A 21,739-nucleotide genomic window follows, 5' to 3' on the forward strand; every position below is an offset into this window, starting at 1 on the left:
GGAGGAGTGACCATGCGCGCTGTGCCTCCGATTCGCTCCCTCCGCTCGCTCATGAGCGTGCCTCCTCGGTCTGGTCGCTCTGGCGCATGTCGTCCGCGGCCCGGCGGACGGCGCGGACGATGTTCTGGTAGCCGGTGCAGCGGCACAGGTTGCCCTCGAGCCCGGCCCGGATCTCCTCGTCGGAGGGGTCGGCGTTCTCGCGCAGCAGGTCGAGCGAGGCCATGATCATCCCGGGGGTGCAGTAGCCGCACTGCAGGGCGTGCTCCTCGTGGAACGCGCGCTGCATCGGGTGCAGGTTCCGCCCGTCGCCCAGGCCCTCGATGGTGGTGATCTCGTGTCCGTCCGCCTGGACGGCGAGGACGGAGCAGCTCTTGACGCTGAGGCCGTCCATCAGGACGGTGCAGGCGCCGCAGTTCGACGTGTCGCAGCCGATCGGGGTGCCCACCTTGCCCAGCCGGTCGCGAAGATAGTGGGCGAGCAAGAGGCGTGGCTCGACGTCGTCGTCGTATCTCACGTCGTCGACCTCCACCGACACGCGCGGCATACGTTCCTCCCGGGGGTGCGTACTCGGATATCGGGCAGGCCGTGCCCGGGAGGCCGTACGGGCGTGCCGGAGCGGTGCCCCGCAGGAGCCGGAGCGACGGCCCTGCGGGCGTACCGAGACGGCACCCGGCCGCGTACGCGCGATGGAACCGCGGACACCGGCCGCGCGCCGGCTCCCGGTGCACGGAGTGGTGCTCGGGCGTCAGCCCTGGTTGAACTGGTGGTGCGTGTTCACCTTGTGGCCGCGCCGGGCGCCTTCGCGGTGCTTGCGGCGGATCTTGGCGGCAGATCGTCTGGTGCGCTGCGTACGGCTTCGCGACATCGCTTGCTCCAGTGGCAGGAGGCGTTGCGTGTTGTCAACGTAAGCCCGGAATGCCAGGAAGGCCAGAGGCGAAACGAAACCTGGCCATTGGTTGACCCGGCCTCGGCCGTACGGTGAACGCCGGGAACCCGCCCACCGCAGCCGGGGAGCCGCTCACCGCACGGCCGGGGACCCGCTCACCGCACGGCCGGGGACGCGCGGCTCGTCGCCGTGCGGCGTCCTGCCGGACTACTGCACGCTGCGAACGGTTCCGCCGTCGACCCGGAGGGTCGCTCCGCTGATGTAATCGGCCAAGGGGCTCGCGAGGAAGGCGACGGCCGCGGCGATTTCGTCCGGCCGGCCCATGCGCCCGGTGTCGTTGGGCACGAGTTGCTCGCTCGCCGCTCGTTCGATGTCCTCCCAGTCCTCGCCCCAGCCGCGTTCCGGCGCGGTCCGGATGAGCAGGTTCTTCACGGCCTCGACCAGGATCGCTCCCGGGCTGACCACGTTGGAGGTCACGCCGGTGCCCTTCAGCTCACGGGCGAGCGATACCGCGAGGTTGTGGCGTGCGGCCAGGGTGGCGTTGTACTGCGGGTGGGTGTTCATCGGCTGGGTCGCCAGGCCGCCGCCGATCGTGATCACTCGTCCCCAGCCGCGCTCCCGCATCCGGGGCACCAGGCGCTGGATCATCCGGACCCCGGAGATGACGTTCGCCTCGTAGGTCTCGCGCCAGTCCTCGGGAGTCGCGTCCGTCCACGACAGATGCGCATAGGACCCGGCGTTGTTGACCAGGACGTCGATCGGGCCGCCCTCCAGGGCCGCACCGGCCACCGCGTCGGCGCCCGCGTCCGTGGTGAGGTCGCCGATGGCGTACCCGGCCTTGCCACCCGCTTCGACGATCGCCGCGGCGACGGACTTCGCGCGCGTCCCGTCCCGTCCATGCACGACCACCTCGGCGCCCTCCGCGCCGAGCAGCAGGGCCATCGCCTCGCCGAGACCGGAGCTGGATCCGGTGATCAGCGCACGCTTGCCGGACAGTTTCAAATCCATGGGTTCACCCGCTTTTCGCAGAGTCGTGGACATCGGTCCCGCGACCGATGTCTACGACTGTAGACCTCCTACGGAGTACATGTCTACAGGCGTATACAATCGCCCTGTGAACGAGCAGAGGCAGCCGGATCCCACCGGCCCCAAGCGACAGCGCAACGCCGCCGCCACGCGGAACGCGATCCTCGACTCGGCGATCAGGGCGTTCACCCGACACGGCTACGACGGCGTCGGGGTCCGCGAGATCGCCCGCGACGCGGGAGTGACGGCGATGCTGGTCAATCGCTACTTCGGCTCGAAGGAGAAACTCTTCGCCGAGGCCGTCGACGCCTCATTCGCCCCGGCGACCGTGATCTCGGAGGACTCCGCATCCCTTGCGGCGACCCTCGCCCGGCGGCTGGTGGAACGAACGGATCCGGACGCCGAGACCCTCGATCCGTTCCTGCTCCTGCTGCGCTCGGCGCCCAATCCGCGGGCTGCGGAGATCATGAGAGCCGGCACGGAACGACACGCCGGGCACCGCCTCGCCGAGCTCCTCGACGGGCCGGACCCCGAGCGACGCGCGGCACTCGCGAACTCGCTGATCGCCGGATTCTGGCTGATGCGCGCCGTCATTCAGAGCACCGCGCTCACCGAGACCGATCCCGCGGACCTCACGGCTCGCCTCGAACGCGCCTTCGACGCGCTGCTCTCGCCGCCCGGGGCCTGACCGGGTCGACGCCCGCGCGGAATTCGGGTGGATCGGCGAGGAGGATGCGAAGATGCGAAATGGGATCGACGAGCTCTGGCGGGCGGTCGGTCCGGAGGACCGCGAAAGCTACTGATCGCATCCTGCCCGTCGACCGGGTCCTCACCGGCCCGCCGCGTGAGACGTGAGAGGCGCTGACCAGGCTTTCGCCACGAATTTTCCGACAAATTGATCAAAGCGGTGGGATCGTGGTGTTCCGTCACGTTTGAACGGAGGGGGCCGTGACGAGTCTCGAGGAACGCGTCGCCGATGATCCTGGCCCGGTGGTGGCGGACGGGGAGGCTCCCGGCCGCCTGAGCCGTGGCCTGGCGTTCGCCCGTCGGCACCGCGTCATCCTCGCCGTCCTCGCGCCGGCCATCGCGCTCCGCCTGATCACGATGCTCGGCTACCGGGGCGCGATGTGGTTCCCCGACTCGTACGACTACGTCAGCGGGGCGCTGACCCTCACGCCGAACCTCATCCGGCCCAGCGGGTACTCCCTGTTCCTCTGGCTGCTGTCCCCGTTCCACAGCCTGACCCTCGTCGTCCTCGTCCAGCACGCCATGGGCGTCACCGTGGGGGTGCTGGTGTACGCGCTGCTGCGGCACCGGTTCGGACTGCCCGGCTGGGCGGCGTCCGTGGCGGCGGTGCCCGCGCTGTTCGACGCCTTCGGCGTCCAGCTCGAACACCTGATCATGTCCGACACGCTGTTCACCTTCCTGCTGACGCTGGCGGTGACCCTCGCGCTGTGGGACAAGGCGCCGAGCACCCGGCGGCTGGCCGTGGTCTGCCTGCTCGTCGGCCTCGCGACGGTCACCCGCTCGGTGGGCCTCCCGATCCTCGTCCTCACCCTCGCCTGGCTGGCCGTACGCCGGGCGGGGCGCCGCGCCATCGCCGCCGGCCTCGTCGCCGGGCTGCTGCCGGTCGTGCTGTACGCAGGGTGGTTCTCCTCCCGCACGCACCGGTTCGCGCTGACGTACAGCACGGGGATCTTCCTCTACAGCAGGACGATGTCGTTCGCCGACTGCCGCAAGATCAAGCCGCCGGTCGACGAACTGCCGCTGTGCATCAGCACGCCGCCCGCCAAGCGGGAACGGTCGCAGTTCTACATCTGGGGACGCATCTCGCCGTTCCACCGGCTCGGGGAGCGCAAGTTCACCCCCGACGTCGAGGGCCGGGCGGGCGACTTCGCCCAGCGGGCGATCCTGGCCCAGCCCGGCGACTACGCCGAGACCGTGACCTCGGACCTGCTGCGGACGTTCCGGTGGCACCACCCGCCGTTCCCGGACCCCGACACGTACGACTACTACCTCTTCCAAGCCCACCCGCCGCAGCCGTCGGCCACGGCGGCGGCGCGGATGCGCGCGTACGCCCCGGGGCACCTGAACACGCACGTCGTCCGGCCGTACGCCTCGATCATGCAGGTCTACCAGCGTTACTTCTTCGTGCGCGGCGCGATGTTCGGCGTGATCCTGCTGGCGGGGCTGGTCGCGCTGCTGCGCCGCCGCTGGGCGGCGCTGCTGCCGTGGGCGGTGGCGGTGGCCGCCATCGTGGTGCCGCCGACCACCGCCGAGTTCGACTACCGCTACGTCATCCCCGCGCTCCCCGTCGCCTGCGTCGCCGCCGCCCTCGCCTTCCGCCGCGACCCCGCGCTCACCGCGGAGTGATCACCCGCTCCGGGTAATCGCGTCGAGGGCCGCGTGGAGGGCGTCGATCGAGCGCATGAGCTCGTCCGGCGAGGTCATGGCCGTGGGGGAAGGGGCACGGAGACGACCTTCTTGATCAGCTCGACGGCCTTGTCGATCTCCTCCGCGCCGCAGATGGGCTTGTCCCAGCTCCACCACCAGCAGAGGCGCTCGTTCTCGTCCGGCTTGGCCGTGATGATCTCGGCGAGGTGGTTGCTGGTCCCCGGGGCGTGGACGTAGATCCGGGTGGGGCCCTGCTGCTGGGCGTCGAGGCCGGCCTTCTGGCAGGCGATGGTCAGTTTTCCGGCGAGCTCGTGAACGTCGTCGGTCGGATTGATGGTCATGGTCACTCCCTGTCGTCTCCTGACTACAAAGATTGACTCAAACGCCGTACGCTGGGAGCCCCCAATGGCCGGAGCGTGAACGCACAAGAGGCACGCCCCCCGTTCGTGCGGAAGGTGTCACGAAGATGTCGGAGAACCGTATGACCGCGCGGAAGTTCGTCGGCAAGGAGATTCGCCGCGCCCGCGAATCCAAGCAGCTTACCCGCGCCGAGCTGGCCAAGACCTTCCCGGTGTCCGAATCCCTCGTTGCCTCGTGGGAAATTGGACGACTCATCCCGAAACCGGAATACCTGCCTCACCTAACGGACATTCTCGGTCTCCCGGATGTAATCCTGCGTATACTCGACGACCTGGTCAGCAGGGAGGTCGCGCCCGAGTGGCTTGGCAAATGGACGGAAGCGGAGGCTGATTCGTCGGCCCTGCTCGCGTTCGCGCCGCTCGTGGTGCCCGGTCTCCTGCAGACGGAGGACTACGCCCGCGCGGTCCTTCGCCTCGGGAAGCCGGCTCCCCTTGATCTCGAGGGGCAGGTGAGCGCGCGACTGGCGAGACAGAAGGTGCTGACCCGCGAGGACCCTCCGCTCTACCACGCCGTGCTCGACGAAGCGGTGATCTGCCGCCCGGTCGGCGGCCCGAAGGTCATGAGTGATCAATTAATGCGCCTGGTGGAGCTCTCGCAGTGCGATCACGTCATCGTTCAGGTGATCCCGTTCGGCGTGGGGGAACACGCCGGATTCGCCGGTGGCCCGATCGTGCTGGCGAGCATCGACGGTACGGACGTCGCGTACGTCGATAATGCCCTTCGCGGGGACGTGGTAGAAAAAACGGAAGACGTGGCGGCGATCCGGCGGCTCTGGCAGATGCTGAGCGCCAAGGCGCTGCACGAACAGGCATCGATCGAGCTCATCACGAAGGCAGCGAAAGCATGGGAAACCTGAGCTGGCGTAAGTCGGCGCGCAGCACGAACAACGGCGGCGACTGCGTCGAGGTCGCCGTTGTCGAGGAGAGCGGGAAGTGACGTGAGCGGCGCCGGATAGGCGTCGTTTCCCCCGGCGTCCCCCGCCCTTGCTTACCGGAGCCAAGGGCGGGGGATTTCCCATGTCCGGCGGAATCAACGCTTGCGGACCAGGAGGGGCTGATTCACGTCACCGAGGTGGCCGTCAAGGTCGGACAGGGTGGCGTGGGTGAGGCCAAGGCCGTCGTCGGCCAGGTGGGTCCGGCAGTCCATGTGCACCCAATCGCCGTCGGGGTGGCGCAGCAGCGTGGTGGTCATGGTGGGCGGGATGGACAGCCACTCCTGGATGGGCAGCGTCGCCGACAGCCCGTTGGCGGCGTCGGCGACGATCAGCGCGCGGGCCAGGCCGGTGAGCTTCTGGCCTGCGATCAACGGGATGCGCACGCGGGTCCAGACCTCGGCGAGACCGAGCGGCTCGCGGCCGCCGCGAATGAACCGCCACTCGATGGCCTGGCCATAGCCCCAGTCGGGCAGATTGAGCAGCGAGTGCCAGTCGTCCGGGTCCTGGGGGATCGGAGGCGGCGCGACCCGTTCGGTCTTCACCGGGGGAGTCGGGCCCGTCGCGATGTGCCAGGTGCGGGCGGTCACCGCCACTTTGCCGTCGACGATGAGGTGCGCCTCGGTGAGACGGATCTGCCGGCCGGGCCGCAGCGTGGTGACCTCGACGCGGGCCGGGCGGCGGGGGATGGGGCCGAGGAAGTCCACCGAGATCCGTGCCAGGCGCATGCCGGGTCCGACGGCGGCGTCGATGACGTGGGCCAGCAGCGCGGTCGGGGGCCCGCCGTGCTGCGCGGCGCTGTCCCAGGGGCTCTCGGTGGCGCCTGTCGGCTCGTAGACGTCGTCGCCGGCAGGCAGGTAGAAGGCATCGGGCTGATCGCTCATGGACCAATATTCGGACAAAGAACCCTCGGCGCACGCGCCCGGGCACGGTTCGGCCGGCGGAGCCGTACGAAACGCTCGGTGAAAGGCGGGCCCGCCCGGTGCTCTGAGCCGCTTCGGGGCCGTTCGGCTCCGTGATCACCGAGCGTTCGGCACGCGCCCCGCGCTGTGCCGGCACATCCTGCGTCAAATCGGGCACAGGGGTAGGTGGTCGTCTTCTCGGCGTGTCCCGCCGGCGGCCACTTCGTCCCTCCTGCGGGGACGGCCTCCAACACGACGGGCCACCCCCGGAGGGAGGTGAGCGTGCAGCGACGACGACGAGCCACTGCCGGCCCGCGTGCACCGCCGCGGGCGTGAACGGTCACCGCGATCGAGACGACCCGGCCGCCACACTCCAGTGACACGGCGCACCATCGGGCCGAGCCGGAGTCGCCGTTCTGTTCCCCTGAGGCGGTCGCCCCAGCCCCCCTGACTCCGCAGAACCTTTGCTCTGCTCACCCCGGGTGAGCACTGGACCGTACCAGGTGCATACCCGGGGTGAGCAGAGCAAAGATTTCCCGAAGGGGTGGGGTGGGGGGAGGGCCGCGCGGGCCGGCGAGGGGACAGGACCGCCCGGCCCGGAGCCGTTCATCACCAGGATCGAGCCAGAACTCCAGGTCGGATTCCCGCCAGCGGTCGCGGACGAGAGAGGGCAGGCTCGTCCACGGTCGATCATCGCGATGACGTGAGGACGGGGAGCATGCACCAGGTGGCCGAGTTGAAAGTGCTGTACTTCGGGACGCCGGTGGTCCTGATCGGCTCGCGGAACGAGGACGGGTCGCCGAACCTCGCGCCGATGTCGTCCGCCTGGTGGCTGGGCGACCGCTGCATGTTGGGCCTCGGCAACAGCGGCCAGACCACGGCGAACCTGCGCCGGGAACGCGAGTGCGTGCTGAACCTGGTCCCTTCCTCGATGGTCGACGCCGTCGACCGGATCGCGCTGCTCACGGGCGCGCCCGAGATCACGGAGTTCAAGCGGGAACGCGGCTACCGGTCCGAGCGGGACAAGTTCGGAGCGGCCGGGCTCACCGAGCAGCCCGCCGATCTGGTGCGCGCGCCGCGCGTCCAGGAGTGCCCGATCCAGCTGGAGTGCGAGGTCGAGGCGATCCACCCGTTGGAGGGGCCCGACCTGCGGGCGACGGCCTTCCAGGTGCGGGTCCTCCGCGCCCACGTCGAGGACGAGCTGATCATTCCGGGGACGCACTACGTCGATCCGCTGCGGTGGGACCCGCTGATCATGAAGTTCTGCGAGTTCTTCGGCGGCGGGGAGAACATCCACCCCTCACGGCTCGCCGAAGGCTGGAAGATGCCGCACCGGCTCGAACACGCGCTCGGCTGAGACCGGGCCGCCTTCATCGAGGGTTCCGCGGCGGCTCAGAGGATGATGGCTCATCGGTGTGGGCGCTCGGCGACGAAACGCCGGTCTCACCTGGGACGCAGCCGTACGGGCCGCGCGGCGTTTGACGCGGAACGCCGGTGACCTGCACACTTGATGCCATGCCAGCGCGCCGGATGACGACCGCCCACGTGGCCTCTCGCCACGCGGTCGCCGCGCTGTGTCCTTCGTGTTGTTGTCGCTGACCCCGTTCCAGCCGACCGTCAGCCTGCGGCACGCCGCCGCGCCACCGAAGGACTTCCCGGTGAACCTTTCCGTCATCCCGGATCTGACCATGCAGGGCGCCGACAGCCCGTTCTCCACCCGCCCGACCGTCACGGTCGGCCGCCTGGCCGGGCTCGTCCGTGAGCTCGCCGCCAGTCCCGGCGACTGGTGGCACCTCGCCCGCTTCGACGGCGTGCCCGTGCGGCTGCTCGGCGAGGCGGAGGTCTGGCTGTCCGCGTGGCCGCCCGGCCACCGCGCCGCCCCCGTCGCCGACGTGCTGGCGGTGCTCGCAGGGGAACTGTCGGAACGCACGATCACCGATCACGGGGTCGCAGAGCGCGCCGTACGGGCGAACCGGATCCGCGTGTACGGCGCGGGGCATCCGCGTGAGCTCGTGAACCCCGGCCCGGCGTACGCCGTCAGCCTCCACGCGACCGTCTAGACCGGCGTACGCGGCGGTCCGGCCCGGCGCTCGTGATCGGTCGGGTACGCGCCCGTCGACGGGCGTACGCGGCGGCGGTCCGGCGCTCGCGAGCGGCCTTCGCACGGCCGTCCGGTTCACGCGGTCGGCGCGCACGCGACCCTCAGATGAGCGTTCGGTGAACACCGTCTCCGACCCGCTGCAACTCCGATATTCCGCCCTTACGGTCATGTCACATGTCCCGCGTCTTTTCCTGGGTGATGCTGGGGGTGAGCATCGTCGCGATGGGCGCGGCGATGGTGCTCGGCACCTCGGCGGCCGTGCCGTACTTCGGACCGACCTGGCCGTTCCTGACCTTCGGCGGAACCCCGTCCTCGGGGACGGTCACGACCCTGACGTGGATCGCGGCGGTGACCGCGGGCGCCGGAGTGCTGGCCGGGCTGTACGCGCTGCGCGGGGGCGCGTGGGTGAGCCCCCGGCGGCTGCTGATCGCCGGTGCCGTCGTCGCCTGCGTGTACGCGATGCTGCCGCCCGCCGGCTCCGTCGACATGATGAACTACGCGATCTACGGGCGGATCGCCGACCTGGGCCGGGACCCGTACGTCACGACCCCGCTGCGGCTGGCGCACACCGGTGACCCGGTCGGCCTGCTGATGCCCAGCGGCTGGCAGCGGGTTCCCACGGTGTACGGGCCGATCATGACGTTCATCCAGTGGCTCGCCGCGCACTTCGGCGGGAACTCGATGGCGCGGATCATCTTCCTGCTCAAGTGGGCCAACGCGGCCGCGTTCGTCGGCACCGGGGTGATCCTGCACCGGATGACCGGCCCCGACCCGGTACGCCGGCTCCGGGCCTGCCTCCTGTGGACGGCGAACCCGCTGATCCTGTTTTGGATGGTGGGCAGCGGGCACGCGGACGCCTTCGCGGTGTTCTTCCTGGTCGCCGCCCTGTACGCGGCGCGGCGCTCGGCGTTCGCGGGCGGGGTGCTGGGCGGGGCGGCGGTCGCCGTCAAGGCGTCGTTCCTGTTCCCCGCGGTCGGGCTGGTCGTCGCCGCGTGGCTGTCGCCGGCGCGGTTCCGGCGCGCGGCGGCCAGTGCCGTGGGTCTCCTGCTGGTCGCCGGCGGCGGCTACCTGCTCGCCGGGCCGGCCGCGCTGAACTCGCTGAACGCCCGGCTCGGCCGCAAGAAGGACCGGTACCTGCCGGTCCCGGAGTACATCCTGACCCACCACGGCCTGTACACGCTGTGGATGGGGGCGCTCGCGGTCGCGCTGACGGCCTTCCTGTGGTGGCGGTCCGGCCTGCCGTTCGCGCTGTGGCGGCGGCCGTCCGACGAGACGCGGCGGCTTCCGCTCGACGTGCTGCCCGTGGCGGTGCTGGCGTTCGGCACCACCCTGGTCTCGCCGCTGCAGTACCCCTGGTACGACGCCATGCTGCTGCCGATCCTGGCGCTGCTGTCCTACCGCCGCCTGGACTGGATGCTGATCCTCCGGGGCGTCATGCTCGGGGTGTTCACGCTGCCCGGCGTGCGCGTGAACGGCTACCAGCACTTCTACGTGCGCTGGGCCAACCTGGTCTGGCTGATCGTCTTCATCGTCGTCGTGTGGTGGGGGACCCGGCGTACGGGCGCCGAACCGTCCGCCGAGTCCCCGGCCCTGACCTCACCGTCCTCGGTCTCGCCACCGTCGTCCTCGCCGGCCCCGGCCTGACCGCGTCCCGGCGGCCGGTACGGGCGGCTCACTCGGTCCGCAGGCCCTCCGGGTCCATCAGGCGCCGTACGGTCGGGAGGCTGAGCGCCGTCACCAGGAGCACCACGCCGGCGGCGGCACCGCAGATGCCGGTGACGGCCGCCCAGTTGATGGAGACCGGCTTCTCGGAGATCTTCAGCAGGAGCGCGCCGATGCCGGTCCCGGCCGGGACCGCCAGCAGCACGCCCAGCACCATCGGCACGGTGGTCTGCCACAGGACCGACCAGTTGAGGACGGAGCGCCGGGTGCCGAAGGCGACGAGCATCGCCAGCAGGCGGCGCCGTTGCTTCATCTGTTCCAGCACCGTCACCAGCAGGACGGCACCGATCACCAGCAGGGCGGCGATCGCGCCGATGAACAGGCCACGGCGGACCGCGCCGAACCCGTTGTCCTCCTGGGTCCCGGTCAGCATCGTCACATCGGCCATCGGATCGAGGGCCGCCACGGCGTTGCGCATCCGCTCCACGGCGTCCCCGTCGGCGGTGTTCACCCGTACGAGCATGGTGACGTGCGCCGTCCGGAGGATGCGGGGGTCGACGGCGGAGGGAGTCGCGAAGACACCCTCCTCGGTCTCGCCGAGGGGGTCGGTCCGCTGCTCCGCCGGGCGCGCGGACTTGGGGATCCGCCACGACGGGCCGTGGCCTCCACCGGTGTCCTCGTCGGGGTCGACCCGGACGGTCTCGCCCGGCCGTGGGGCGGGTTTCCCGAGACCGGCGATGAAGACGTCACCGTCGGCGCAGCGGCCGATCCGGATCGCCTCCCGGAGAGCGGCACAGTCGGCGACGGTCAGCGTCACCGAGGAGTCGTCCTTCTTCGTGCCCGGGAGGAGCAGGCTCGTGGTGGCCTTGGCCAGGGCCCCGCGTACGCCGGGCGCGGAGCCCAGCCGCGCGGCGGCCCCGGCGGCGCGCGTGCCGTCGACGGCCCCGCGGAAGGTCACCTGAGCCTGCGCGCGCGAGGTGTCCTGGCCGGTCTCCTGCACGTAGTCGCCGCGCACGCCGGTGAACATCGTCTGCAGCGCGATCGCTCCCGCGACCGCGACGACGATGCCGCTGACGGCGCGCACGGAGGTTCCGCCGTCCAGTTGCAGCCGGCGTACGGCGAGCTGCCAGGACAGCCCACCGCCGCTCCCGAGCCGGCCGACGACCGCCTCGACGATCCACGGCAGCAGGGTCGCGATGCCGATGAGCAGCAGCGCCACCCCCGCCGCGACCTGGTACTCGTTGAAGCTTCCCAGCCGCTGAACCCCGCGGAGCAGCGGATACAGCAGGGCCAGGCCGATGACGGGGACGATCGGGCGCCACCAGAGCCGGCGCCGGGTACGAGTCGCGCTGCGGACGACACCGAGCGGCTCGATCATCACCTTTCGCAGGGAGAAGAGGGTGACGAGCACCGACGAGACGGGAACGGCCACTGCGATCAGCACCGCGGGCTGGAGCGCGGGCCGGACGTCGGCGGTGAAGAAGCCGACGCCGAACACCGTGACCTGCTCGACGAACACCCGTACGACCAGGAACATCAGCGCGCCGACCAGCAGCCCGAACACCGAGGCCAGCAGCGCCTCCGCCGCGGCGAAGCGCCGCGCCATGCGCTGGTCGGCGCCCATCAGGCGCAGCGCGGCGAGCCTGCGGTCGCTGGATTCGCCGCCGAAGCGCATGGCCGTGCCGATGAACACCGCGACCGGCAGCAGCAGGACGACGAAGGCGATCACCACGAGCAGCACCAGCACCGGGCCGAGACCCTCGCCGGGGGAGCGGCTGCCGAACGACGTGACGCGCACGACGAGGCCCGATCGCAACGTGAGCCGGTCGCTGCCGGCGTAGTAGGCGTACTCCTGCGCGCCTCCGAGGCCGGCGTGGCCGATCCTGCCGACGACGCGGTAGCCGAGACGCGGCCGCAGCAACGCGCCCTCGCGCGAGGACAGCAGGTCCGCCAGCGCCGGTGACACCACCATCTCGCCCGGATTCGGGAACGCCGCCACCCCGGGCGGGAGCGGTGCCCGCGGCCCCTCCGGCCTGAGGACCCGGCCTCTGATCGACTGGCCGTAGAAGTCGGTGTCCTGCACACCGATGAGGAGCGAGCGGTCCGAAGGCGTCGACGTCCCCGCCGTCCCGTAGTCGCGCGCCGCGGTCCGCTCGCCACGTGCGTGGAGCATCGTCGGCATCGAAGCGGCGACCAGGAGCATCATCACGCCGAGCCCGACGCCGACCGCGGTCATCGCGATCCTGCTCCACCCGGGGCGTCCGCCCGCGAACGCCAGCCGGGCACCGAGCGCGAGGTCGCCGGACCACCGCGCGTACCAGGGGCGCGCCGCCGGCCGCGAACGCGCGGAGGGCGCGCCGCGGTGCGGACCCGCGGACGGCGCGCCGCGGTGCGGACGGCTCACGAGGGCTCGCCCTCCCGCGTCCGGCCGTCGCGGACGACGACCTCGCGGTCCGAGTACGCGGCGACCCTCGCGTCGTGGGTCACCAGCAGGACGGCGGTGCCCATCCGCCGGGCGGACGTGGTGAGCAGGTCCATCACCTTCTCGCCGTTCAGCGAGTCGAGCGCGCCCGTCGGCTCGTCCGCGAAGATCACGCTGGGGTCGGCCGCCAGCGCTCGGGCCACCGCGACCCGCTGGCCCTGGCCGCCGGAGATCTCGCCGGGCCGTTTGGCGGCGACGTCGGCCACCTCCAGCGCCTCCAGCCATTCCGCGGCCTTCGCCTCGGCGGCGCGCTGCCGGGCGCCGCCGAGGCGCAGCGCCAGCGCGACGTTCTCCAGGCATGACAACTCCGGTACGAGCTGCCCGAACTGGAAGATGAACCCGAACTCCGTGCGGCGGAGCGCGCTGCGGTCCGCGTCGGACATGGTCGTCAGGTCGTCGTTCCGGTAGACGATGCGCCCCGAGTCCGGTCGCACGATGCCGGCCATGCAGTGCATCAGCGTGGACTTCCCGGATCCGGACGGGCCCATGAGGGCCACCACCTCGCCGGCCCGGATCTGCAGCGAGGCGCCGTCCAGCGCCCTGCTCGGACCGAACGCCTTGTGCAGGTCGACGCCGTACAGCAGCGGCGGGGCGTCGGCCGGGCCGCCGGTCATCGGCGCCTCCGAGAAGAGCGCGTGGCTCACCGGCGCACCTCCTTCGCGAGCTCGCCGAGCCGCGCGGCGGTGAGCTCCAGCCAGCGCAGGTCCGCCTCGAGGTGGAAGAGGGCGTGATCACAGATGAGCTTGTCGGCGAGGTCCCCCTCCTGCTTGCGGCGGGTGAGCTCGCGCATGAGGCGCAGGTGCTCCGTCCGCTGGGCGTCGAGGACCTCGGCGGCGGCGCGGCCGGTCAGCAGGGCCAGCACCACCTTGGTGTACAGGGTGCTCTGCAGGTACGGCTCGGGCTTCTCCGGCTGCGCGAGCCAGTGTTCGACGTCGGTGACGCCGGCGTCGGTGATGGTGTAGCACTTGCGCTCGGGTCCGCCGCCCGGCTCGACGCTCTCCACCTCCACGAGCCCGTTCTTCAGCAGCCGGGCGAGGGTGGCGTAGACCTGCCCGTAGTGCAGGGGCCGGTCCCGTCCGAACCGTTCGTCGTACGCGCGCTTGAGGTCGTAGCCGTACCGCGGGCCCGACTCCAGGAGGCCGAGCAGAGTCTGTGCGACTGACATGACCCCGACTATACACATCAGCTATACGTGACGTGTATAGCTCATCGGTGCGGAGGCGGGCCAACTGCCGGCCTCGGTGAGCAGGGCGGAGGCGAGCCGGGCGGTCTGGTCGGCGATCGTGCGCGGGGGCAGGGGCCGGTCGTTCTCCAGCCACCAGGTGATGGCCTGGACGAACATCGCCGCCATCAACGTCGGCACCAGGCCGACCGCGGGCGGGCGGGTCGAGGAGGCGGGCGCCTCGGGCACGTGCCGGCCGGCCATGTCGGCCAGCGTGGCGCGCATCCGGTCGGCGAACCACGGGCTGCCCTTCTTGCCGAGCAGGGCGCCGTAGAGCCGGTGGTATTCGGAGATGTGCTCGAAGAAGGAGGCCCAGCGCTCCTCCACGGGCCGCTGCTCGTCGGACATCGTCCCGATGAGCGCGGCGATGGCCTCATCGAAGATCTGCTCAACCAGGTCGTACTTGTCGCGGTAGTTCCGGTAGAACGCGGCCCGGCTGACCATGGCCCGTTCGGTGAGCTCACCGACCGTGAGCCGGTCGAAGCCGCGGTCCTCGATGAGCTCGATGAGCGCCGTGCGCAGCAGCGTGCGGGTGCGCCGCACGCGCAGGTTCTCGGCTTGCTGCGGCAATCTGTGCTCCTTGTCTCGACCGGGACATCACGGCGGGAATGATCCTTGCCGTCGCCCTCGGTGCGCCACAACACTTGATCACGGGCAGGATGCCCGGATCGAGACATGGTGTCTCAGTCGGTAGGCACCGTCAACGCCGGAAGGAAGCCATCGGATGCGCGTAGTTCGCGTGCGTGAATTCGGACCACCGCAGGTCATGCGGATCGAGGAGGCCGAGCCGCCGCGCCCCGCCGCCGGGCAGGCGGTGGTGGCCGTGGAGATGGCCGGGGCGATCTACGCCGAGACCATCGTCCGCTCAGGGCGCTACCCCATGCCGCTGCCGTACGAGCCGGGCATCGAGGTCGGCGGGCGGGTCGTCGAGGTCGGACCGGACGTCGATCCGTCGCTGCTGGGGCGGCGGGTGGTGGCCACCACCGTCGGCAACACCGGCGGCTACGCCGAGCTGGCTCTGGCCGAGGTCGACGGCGTTTACCCGGTGCCGGACGGGCTACCGCTGGAGCGCGCGATCCCGGTGTTCCAGGCCGGCGCCGTCGGCATCGGCATCCTGTCGGCCATGCGGGTACAGGCCGGTGAGACCGTCCTGATCACGGCGGCGGCCGGACGCGTGGGGTCGCTGCTGGTGCAGTTGGCCAAGGCCGCCGGCGCCCACGTCATCGGGGCCGCGAGCAGCCCGGGCAAACTCGCCGTGGTGGCCGACCTCGGTGCCGACGTCACCGTCGACTACAGCACGCCCGACTGGGTGGACCAGGTCCGTGAGGCGACCGGCGGACGCGGCGCCGAGGTCGTCCTCGACGCGATCGGCGGCGCCATCGGCGAACAGGCGCTCCAGGCCGCCGCGGACGGCGGGGGCCGCATCGGTGTGTACGGCTTCGCCTCCGGCACCTGGCTCCCGCTGGACGTCCACCAGATCGTGCGACGCGGCCTGTCGGTGACCGGACCGCTGGGCATTGCCTTCGCCAGGCCGACGGCCGACCAGCGCGCCGACGCCCTGCAGGCGCTCGACGCGGCCGCGGCCGGCGACCTGGTTCCGCGCGTCCACGCGATCCATCCGCTGGAGCAGGCGTGCGACGCCCACACCGACCTGGAACAACGCCGCACCATCGGCGCCGTCCTCCTCACGCCGTGACCCCGGCCGCCCGCGGACGGACCCGAACCCCCGGTCAGTGTGCGGGCGGCCGATCCGCGCCGACCGCCGCGCACGGCGGTCAGCGGACGCGCGGATCGCGGCGCCGGGCGCGGAAGATCCCGCGGAACACGAGCATGACCCCCAGCGCGACGGCGACGCCGGGGACCACCCAGACGGGGGGACGGCCCCCGAGATAGCACACGGCGACCCCCAGGAACACCACCGCCGCGATCAGTGAGGACGGGTCGAACCTATGCCGGAACACGCGTGACCTCCAGGTCCCCGACCGTGCCCCGCAGGCGCAGCGCGATGACCGGCGCCGCGCCCGCCGGGCGCACCTCCGGGTCGAGCACGCGCCGCACCTTCGCCCGCGGGCCGCTGGTGATCTGCCGGTCCACGGTGATGTCGCCGAGGAACGACTGCGCGTCCAGCTCGACCCGTGCCGTGGCGGGCAGCCTGACCATGAGCACGCCGAGCGTCACGGTCGCGGTGACGCGGACCCGCTGCCCGGGGGCCAGCGGCACCGTGGTCAGGTCGACCGTTCCCTCCCCGACGAGGACCTTGTGGGACTGCTCGGCGTTCGACACGTCGGCGGGTCGCCAGGTCGTGGCGTGCGTTCTTCGCGCGACGGCCGGATCGCCGGCGATCGAGCTCGATGCGAGTGCCAGAGACATGATCGCTCCAACGAAGATCAGCTTGCGGTCCCGGCCGAACCAGGAGCCGATGAGAAGACCGGCCGACACCACGACGAGTGCGCCGGCGATGATGATCTGGAGGCGGCCGAGGTCCGGTCGCCGATCTCCGGCGGCGTACAGCACGCCCGCCACCAGGACCGCGGTCACCAGAGTGCACGCCGTCAGGTACGACCGACGCCGACGCGGAACGACGGACGAGGGCCATGGCGGCGAGGGGGGAGGCGGATCCGTCTCGAGCGGTTCTGTTCCGAGCGGTTCCGCGCGCGCCAGACGAGCAAGATCGATCATACCGTCAGGCGCCTGATAGGGCGGGCCCGGGGCGACCGGGGGAGTCCACGACGACAGCGGACGGCCCCGCGCGGCCTCCGGCAGGCCACGCGCCAGTCCCACGAGATCGACGCCGCGGGAGCGCGCGACCACCAGGGCCAGCGCGAAGACGACGAACGCCGCGAGCGCGTCCGGGGAGCCCCAGTCGCCCGCGGCCGCGAACACCGCCGAGGCGCCCAGGGCCGCGCCGAGCAGCGTCAGCGCGCCGTCGCCGTCGAACAGCCGCCGGGCCCACCGCTCGATCTTCGAGGGACCGCCGTCGGGCGCGCCCATCAGCAGGAACGCGAAGACGTACAGGAGGACGCCGACCCCGGTCGTGAGGACGAGCAGCGCGAAGCCCACGCGGAACACCACCGGGTCGATCCGGGTGTACCGCGCCAGACCGGCGCACACTCCCGTGATGAGCCGGCCCTCCTGAGCCCGGGTGAGCCGCCGCGACGGCGCCGCGCTGTCCTCGGTCATGGGCCTATCGTCGCGAACGCCGCTCCCGATTACCATCCGGGACACCCCTGACCCTCCCCTGAGCATCTCGGGGTCGGCCCAGGGACAGCCCCGATGCGATCAGAGGCGGGAACATGTGACCATCGGCGTGTGCCCGAGAACCCTGGTGAGGCCGCCGACGCTCCTCCGCGCCTCGAACGACGCGCCGACGGCCGGATCGCCGCCGGCGTCTGCCGTGGCCTGGCCGACCACCTCGGGATCGACCTCGTCATCGTCCGCGTGGCGTTCGCCGTGCTCATCGGCGCCGGCGTGGGCGTCATCGCCTACGTGGCGCTGTGGCTGCTCGTCCCGCAGCGGTCCGACGTCCGGCCGCGGCGCGACTGGACGCAGCTGTTCGCGTACGGCGTGCTCATCGGCGTGCTGTCGGCGTTCACGCTCACCTCGGTCACCGAGCGCCGGGCGCTGTGGCCCCTGGTGGCGGGCGGTGTCGGCGTCGGCATCATCTGGCAGCAGGCCGACCCCGAGCACCGGCGGCGCTGGGTCCGCAACACCCGCTCCCTGTGGATGCGCAGCGTCGTCGGCGCGGCCCTCGTCATCGCGGGGCTCGCCGCGTTCCTGCTGCAGAACATCCAGCACGTCGGGCAGGTTCTGCTGGGTTCCACGATCGTCCTCGCCGGGGTCGGCGTCATCGTCACGCCCTACCTGCTGCGCATGTGGCACGACCTGGACGACGAGCGCCGGGAGCGGATCCGATCACAAGAGAGGGCCGAAGTGGCCGCACACGTACACGACTCGGTGCTGCACACGCTCACGCTGATCCAGCGCAACGCGCACGACCCGAAGGAGGTCCAGCGGCTGGCGCGTGCCCAGGAGCGGGATCTGCGCGCCTGGCTGTACCAGCCGAAGGCCGACGCCGAGCAGGCGCTCGCCCCCGCCGTACGGAAGATCTCCGCCGAGGTGGAGGATCACCACGGCGTCCCGATCGAGGTCGTGTGCGTCGGCGACTGCCCGCTCGACGAGCGGCTCGGCGCGATGCTGCAGGCCGCCCGCGAGGCCATGGTCAACGCCGCGAAGTACGGCGGCGGGGCGAACGGTGAGACGCCCTCCGTCTCGGTCTACGCCGAGGTGGACGGCGACGAGGTCATGATCTTCGTACGGGACCGGGGCCGGGGCTTCGACCTCGACGCCGTACCGGTGGACCGCATGGGCGTCCGGGAGTCCATCATCGGACGGATGGAGCGCAACGGCGGCAAGGCGGAGATCCGTACGGCTCCGGGCGAGGGAACCGAAGTGAGACTGGAGTTGAAGCGCTCATGACGCGTGTGGTGCTGGTCGACGATCATCAGATGTTCCGCAGCGGCGTGAAGGCCGAGCTGGGCGACTCGGTGGAGATCGTCGGGGAGGCGGGCGACGTGGACGAGGCCGTCGAGGTCATCGCGGCCACGCGGCCCGACGTGGTGCTGCTCGACGTCCACCTGCCGGGCGGTGGAGGCGTCGAGGTGCTGCGCCGGGTGCTCGGCGCCGCGCGTACCGGCCCCGCCGAGGGCGCGACCGCGGACCAGGCGGCGCCGACGCGCTTCCTGGCCCTGTCGGTGTCCGACGCGGCCGAGGACGTCATCGGCGTGATCCGCGGTGGCGCCCGCGGCTACGTCACCAAGACGATCTCCGGCCCGGAGCTGACGAGCGCGATCGGCCGGGTGGCCGAGGGCGACGCCGTCTTCTCACCCCGCCTGGCGGGATTCGTGCTGGACGCGTTCGCCGCGACCGACGCGCCGTCCATCGACCCGGAGCTGGACCAGCTCACCCAGCGCGAGCGCGAGGTGCTCCGGCTGATCGCCCGCGGCTACGCCTACAAGGAGATCGCCAAGGAGCTGTTCATCTCGGTGAAGACCGTCGAGACGCACGTGTCGTCGGTGCTCCGCAAGCTCCAGCTCTCCAACCGTCATGAGCTGTCCCGCTGGGCCGCCGCCCGCCGCCTCGTCTGACGGCGACCCGGCCTGGATCGGCGGCGACCCCGCCTGGATCGGCGGTGACCCCGCCTGGATCGGCGGTGACCCCGCCTGGATCGGCGGTGACCCCGCCTGGATCGGCGGCGGGCCTTGCGCCGGGCCGGGACCGCCGGGTGGTGTCGCCGCCGGCGCGCCGATGGTCACGACGCTTGCCGGAGCCGATGCCGGTAGCGCAGGGGCGCCTCGCCCACCTCGCGTTTGAAGGCGGTGCTGAAGGCGCTCTCCGAGGTGTAGCCCAGCTGTGCGGCGAGTGCCCCGATCCGGACGTCGTCGTCGCGCAGCGCCCGCTGGGCCAGCAGCATCCGCCAGGAGTTGAGGTAGGTCAGCGGGGGGACGCCCGCCACGGAGCGGAAGCGCACGGCGAACGACGTCCGTGACATCGCCGCCGCACGGGCCAGCTCCTCCAGACTCCAGGACCGCCCGGGTTCGCCGTGCATGAGGGTCAGTGCGGGACGCAGCCGGTCATCGGTCAGCGCCCGCAGCCATCCCGGCGGCGGCTCGGCCTGGCCGAGGTACGCCCGGAGCACCTCCAGGAGGAACAGCTGGGCGTGCTGGCGTATCGCGAAGGCGGCGCCCATCCGCTCGCCCGTCACCTCCTCGACCAGCCGGTCGACGCACGCGCGCAGGGCGGGCGCGGCGGAATCGGACGCCCGGATGACCGCCACGGGCGGCAGCGCCTGCGTCAACAGCGCCGCACCGGCCGGGTTGAGCTCGACGTGGCCACCGAGGATGACGTCGTCGACGGCGAAGTCCGCGTCGCCGACGCGCAGGGCGTAATCCCCCGGCTCGGGCGTGAACTCCACGGGCGGACCGTCACCGGCGCCGCCCTCGACACGCAGCCACGAGCGGCCGGTCAGGACCGCGACGTCGCCGGCCTCCATCTCGATCGGGGCATCGAGCCCGTCGGTCGACAGCCGGCACCGGCCGCGAACCAGCACCGACAGCTTCAGCGGGCTCGTGATGGCGGACCGCGTCACCCAGGGGCCGCGCACCGCGAACGCGCCGGAGATCTGGCCGCGAACCTCGATGAGGTCGAACACCTCGGACAGATGGTCGATGACCATGGCTGAACTCTCGCGAAGAAATTTCGTCCTGTCAAGCATTCTCCGTTCAGCCGGACGAACGCAGACTGGAGCCATAGCCGGCACCCGAGAAGGAGCACCCCATGGAGTACAACAACGATCCCGCGAAGGACCCGTCGACGTATGCATGTACCTGAAGTCACGGGGCGAAGATCTTCGCCAGATCGTGGACCACCTCGGCGACATCGAGCGCACCGTTCCGGGACTCGCGGGGCGCCTGGACGCCGGCCGGATCGCCGCCGTCGGTCACTCGGCCGGCGGTCACACGGTCGGCCTGATCTCGGGCCAGACCATCACCGACGCCGCCGACGGGTCGACGGTGGGAGCCGTCGACGAACGGTTCGGCGCCCGTGTCATGATCGCCGCGCCCGGTCGCGGTGAGGACTTGAACGGCCCGGCGGCGCAGCCCTACGCGGCGCTCACCAGCACCGAATTCGACGGCATGACGCCGAAGGTCCTCATCGTCGTCGGAGAGAGGGACTGGAACCCCTTCTTCTCCGACCGGAAGGACTGGCGAAGCGATCCCTACACCGCGGCTCCCGCGCCGAAGACCCGGCTGGAGATCTTCGACGCGGAGCATGGGCTGGGCGGTATCTCGACCTTCGACGCGGCCGAGACCACCGACGAGAACCCCGACCGTGTCGCTGCCGTACGAGCGCTCATCTGGGCTTATCTGCGGAGCGAGCTCTACCCCGAGGATCCGGCCTGGGCGCGGGCCACCGCGGTGCTCGCCGGGAGTACGGCACCGATCGGACGCGTCGAGTCGAAGTAGACCCTGCGCGCACGCGACGGCACCGCGAGGACCGACGATGATGGTGGCGTTCTGCCCGCCGGGCTCCTCGGCCGGGCAGAACACGGCCCTCGGGGTCGGATCCGGTCACGTGGTCCTAGACGGTGACCTCGCGCAGCTCACCGGACTCCACGTCGAAGACGAACCCGCGCACGGAGTCCTTGTGCGGGACGAACGGGTTGGCCGTGATCCGCGCGATCGACTGGCGCACGTCCTCGTCCACGTCGGTGAACGACTCGACCGCCCAGTCCGGCCTGAGACCGGTGTCGGCGAACAGCTGCTCGCGGAATCCGTCGTCGGTGATGCCCTGCATCCCGCAGGAGGTGTGGTGGATCAGCACGATCTCGCGGGTGCCGAGCATCCGCTGGCTGATCGACACCGAGCGGATCACGTCCGGGGTGACCACGCCGCCGGCGTTGCGGATGATGTGCGCGTCGCCGATCTCCAGGCCGAGCAGGCCGAACATGTCGAGGCGGGCGTCCATGCACGCCACGATCGTCACGTGCCGCGTCGGCGCCGCCGACATGCCTTCGGCGTCGAAGCCCTCGCGGTAGCGCCGGGCGTTCTCCAGCAGTTCATCGGTGACGGACATGCGTGACGGCTCCCCTCTCGAAAATGGATCACTCCATTCCATCACGAAGCCGGTTTCCGGAATCCTCCGCCCCTCGATGCC

General features: G+C 71.3%; 23 protein-coding genes. 11 read left to right on the plus strand and 12 right to left on the minus strand.

The annotated features are described in order from the left end of the window. Positions 1-49 precede the first annotated feature (49 nt). Entirely contained in the window at positions 50-544 is a 495-nt protein-coding gene (locus tag NE234_RS37810) for a (2Fe-2S)-binding protein (protein WP_252785773.1), read from the minus strand. A gap of 549 nt (positions 545-1,093) precedes the next feature. Further along, a complete protein-coding gene (locus NE234_RS37815; RefSeq protein ID WP_252785774.1) occupies positions 1,094-1,894 on the minus strand; it encodes an SDR family NAD(P)-dependent oxidoreductase in 801 nt (266 codons plus the stop codon). Between the two features lie 106 nt (positions 1,895-2,000). On the opposite strand from NE234_RS37815, the gene NE234_RS37820 reads away from it, so the two are divergent. Together NE234_RS37820 and NE234_RS37825 are read left to right on the plus strand one after the other, a co-directional pair. Further along, positions 2,001-2,600, plus strand: coding sequence for a TetR/AcrR family transcriptional regulator (locus NE234_RS37820; protein WP_252785775.1), 600 nt, complete (start codon positions 2,001-2,003; stop codon positions 2,598-2,600). A gap of 260 nt (positions 2,601-2,860) precedes the next feature. Then, on the plus strand, positions 2,861-4,285 hold the full coding sequence (locus NE234_RS37825) for a hypothetical protein (RefSeq protein ID WP_252785776.1): 1,425 nt from the start codon (positions 2,861-2,863) through the stop codon (positions 4,283-4,285). A 74-nt stretch (positions 4,286-4,359) separates the two neighbouring features. Here NE234_RS37825 and NE234_RS37830 read toward each other — a convergent pair whose 3' ends face one another. Next, on the minus strand, positions 4,360-4,647 hold the full coding sequence (locus NE234_RS37830; protein WP_252785777.1) for a hypothetical protein: 288 nt from the start codon (positions 4,645-4,647) through the stop codon (positions 4,360-4,362). A 125-nt stretch (positions 4,648-4,772) separates the two neighbouring features. Here NE234_RS37830 and NE234_RS37835 point away from each other — a divergent pair, with 125 nt between their 5' ends. Continuing rightward, the gene (locus NE234_RS37835) at positions 4,773-5,582 is read left to right on the plus strand and encodes a helix-turn-helix domain-containing protein (RefSeq protein ID WP_252785778.1); all 810 of its coding nucleotides are present in this window, start codon (positions 4,773-4,775) and stop codon (positions 5,580-5,582) included. Next, on the plus strand, positions 5,570-5,662 hold the full coding sequence (locus tag NE234_RS37840) for a DUF397 domain-containing protein (RefSeq protein WP_252785779.1): 93 nt from the start codon (positions 5,570-5,572) through the stop codon (positions 5,660-5,662). Before NE234_RS37835 ends, NE234_RS37840 begins: the two co-directional genes overlap by 13 nt. A gap of 93 nt (positions 5,663-5,755) precedes the next feature. Here the strand turns inward: NE234_RS37840 and NE234_RS37845 are convergent, their stop codons facing one another. Continuing rightward, complete coding sequence (locus NE234_RS37845) at positions 5,756-6,541, minus strand: thioesterase family protein (protein ID WP_252785780.1); 786 nt, start codon at positions 6,539-6,541, stop codon at positions 5,756-5,758. Between the two features lie 736 nt (positions 6,542-7,277). Here NE234_RS37845 and NE234_RS37850 point away from each other — a divergent pair. The 3 genes from NE234_RS37850 to NE234_RS37860 all read left to right on the plus strand — a co-directional run bounded on the left by NE234_RS37850 (position 7,278) and on the right by NE234_RS37860 (position 10,304). Beyond that, a complete protein-coding gene (locus tag NE234_RS37850) occupies positions 7,278-7,916 on the plus strand; it encodes a flavin reductase family protein (RefSeq protein ID WP_406567119.1) in 639 nt (212 codons plus the stop codon). Positions 7,917-8,133: 217 nt separating this feature from the next. Continuing rightward, positions 8,134-8,619, plus strand: coding sequence for a cupin domain-containing protein (locus NE234_RS37855; protein ID WP_252785782.1), 486 nt, complete (start codon positions 8,134-8,136; stop codon positions 8,617-8,619). Positions 8,620-8,834: 215 nt separating this feature from the next. After that, positions 8,835-10,304: a hypothetical protein gene (locus NE234_RS37860; protein ID WP_252785783.1), complete on the plus strand. Its 1,470-nt coding sequence runs from the start codon at positions 8,835-8,837 to the stop codon at positions 10,302-10,304. A gap of 28 nt (positions 10,305-10,332) precedes the next feature. Here the strand turns inward: NE234_RS37860 and NE234_RS37865 are convergent, their stop codons facing one another. The 4 genes from NE234_RS37865 to NE234_RS37880 are packed head-to-tail and all read right to left on the minus strand — an operon-like array spanning position 10,333 to position 14,596. Then, positions 10,333-12,726 carry an ABC transporter permease gene (locus tag NE234_RS37865; RefSeq protein WP_252785784.1) on the minus strand — a complete coding sequence of 798 codons (2,394 nt, stop codon included), beginning with the start codon at positions 12,724-12,726 and terminating at the stop codon, positions 10,333-10,335. Next, entirely contained in the window at positions 12,723-13,418 is a 696-nt protein-coding gene (locus tag NE234_RS37870) for an ABC transporter ATP-binding protein (protein WP_252785895.1), read from the minus strand. The genes NE234_RS37865 and NE234_RS37870 overlap by 4 nt, the downstream gene beginning before the upstream one ends. A 26-nt stretch (positions 13,419-13,444) precedes the next feature. Next, positions 13,445-13,969: a PadR family transcriptional regulator gene (locus NE234_RS37875; protein WP_252785785.1), complete on the minus strand. Its 525-nt coding sequence runs from the start codon at positions 13,967-13,969 to the stop codon at positions 13,445-13,447. Between the two features lie 21 nt (positions 13,970-13,990). Then, complete coding sequence (locus NE234_RS37880) at positions 13,991-14,596, minus strand: TetR/AcrR family transcriptional regulator (protein WP_252785786.1); 606 nt, start codon at positions 14,594-14,596, stop codon at positions 13,991-13,993. A gap of 154 nt (positions 14,597-14,750) precedes the next feature. Here NE234_RS37880 and NE234_RS37885 point away from each other — a divergent pair, with 154 nt between their 5' ends. Further along, positions 14,751-15,722: a zinc-binding dehydrogenase gene (locus tag NE234_RS37885; protein ID WP_252785787.1), complete on the plus strand. Its 972-nt coding sequence runs from the start codon at positions 14,751-14,753 to the stop codon at positions 15,720-15,722. Positions 15,723-15,801: 79 nt separating this feature from the next. Here NE234_RS37885 and NE234_RS37890 read toward each other — a convergent pair whose 3' ends face one another. Then, on the minus strand, positions 15,802-15,987 hold the full coding sequence (locus tag NE234_RS37890; RefSeq protein WP_252785788.1) for a hypothetical protein: 186 nt from the start codon (positions 15,985-15,987) through the stop codon (positions 15,802-15,804). Further along, a complete protein-coding gene (locus tag NE234_RS37895) occupies positions 15,974-17,206 on the minus strand; it encodes a PspC domain-containing protein (protein WP_252785789.1) in 1,233 nt (410 codons plus the stop codon). Before NE234_RS37895 ends, NE234_RS37890 begins: the two co-directional genes overlap by 14 nt. Positions 17,207-17,335: 129 nt before the next feature. Between NE234_RS37895 and NE234_RS37900 the strand changes: the two genes are divergently transcribed. Both NE234_RS37900 and NE234_RS37905 read left to right on the plus strand, forming a co-directional pair. Continuing rightward, entirely contained in the window at positions 17,336-18,502 is a 1,167-nt protein-coding gene (locus tag NE234_RS37900; RefSeq protein ID WP_252785790.1) for an ATP-binding protein, read from the plus strand. Continuing rightward, on the plus strand, positions 18,499-19,170 hold the full coding sequence (locus NE234_RS37905) for a LuxR C-terminal-related transcriptional regulator (protein WP_252785791.1): 672 nt from the start codon (positions 18,499-18,501) through the stop codon (positions 19,168-19,170). The genes NE234_RS37900 and NE234_RS37905 overlap by 4 nt, the downstream gene beginning before the upstream one ends. A gap of 164 nt (positions 19,171-19,334) precedes the next feature. Here NE234_RS37905 and NE234_RS37910 read toward each other — a convergent pair whose 3' ends face one another. Beyond that, positions 19,335-20,258 (minus strand): AraC family transcriptional regulator, encoded by a 924-nt coding sequence (locus NE234_RS37910; RefSeq protein WP_252785792.1) that lies wholly within the window; start codon positions 20,256-20,258, stop codon positions 19,335-19,337. Between the two features lie 145 nt (positions 20,259-20,403). Between NE234_RS37910 and NE234_RS37915 the strand changes: the two genes are divergently transcribed. Then, entirely contained in the window at positions 20,404-21,048 is a 645-nt protein-coding gene (locus tag NE234_RS37915) for an alpha/beta hydrolase family protein (protein WP_252785793.1), read from the plus strand. Between the two features lie 115 nt (positions 21,049-21,163). On the opposite strand, the gene NE234_RS37920 is transcribed toward NE234_RS37915, so the two are convergent. Next, positions 21,164-21,658: a beta-class carbonic anhydrase gene (locus NE234_RS37920; protein ID WP_252785794.1), complete on the minus strand. Its 495-nt coding sequence runs from the start codon at positions 21,656-21,658 to the stop codon at positions 21,164-21,166. Positions 21,659-21,739 lie beyond the last annotated feature (81 nt).

It is taken from the genome of Actinoallomurus rhizosphaericola, assembly GCF_024055675.1.
In the GTDB taxonomy this organism is placed as follows: Bacteria; Actinomycetota; Actinomycetes; order Streptosporangiales; family Streptosporangiaceae; genus Actinoallomurus; species Actinoallomurus soli.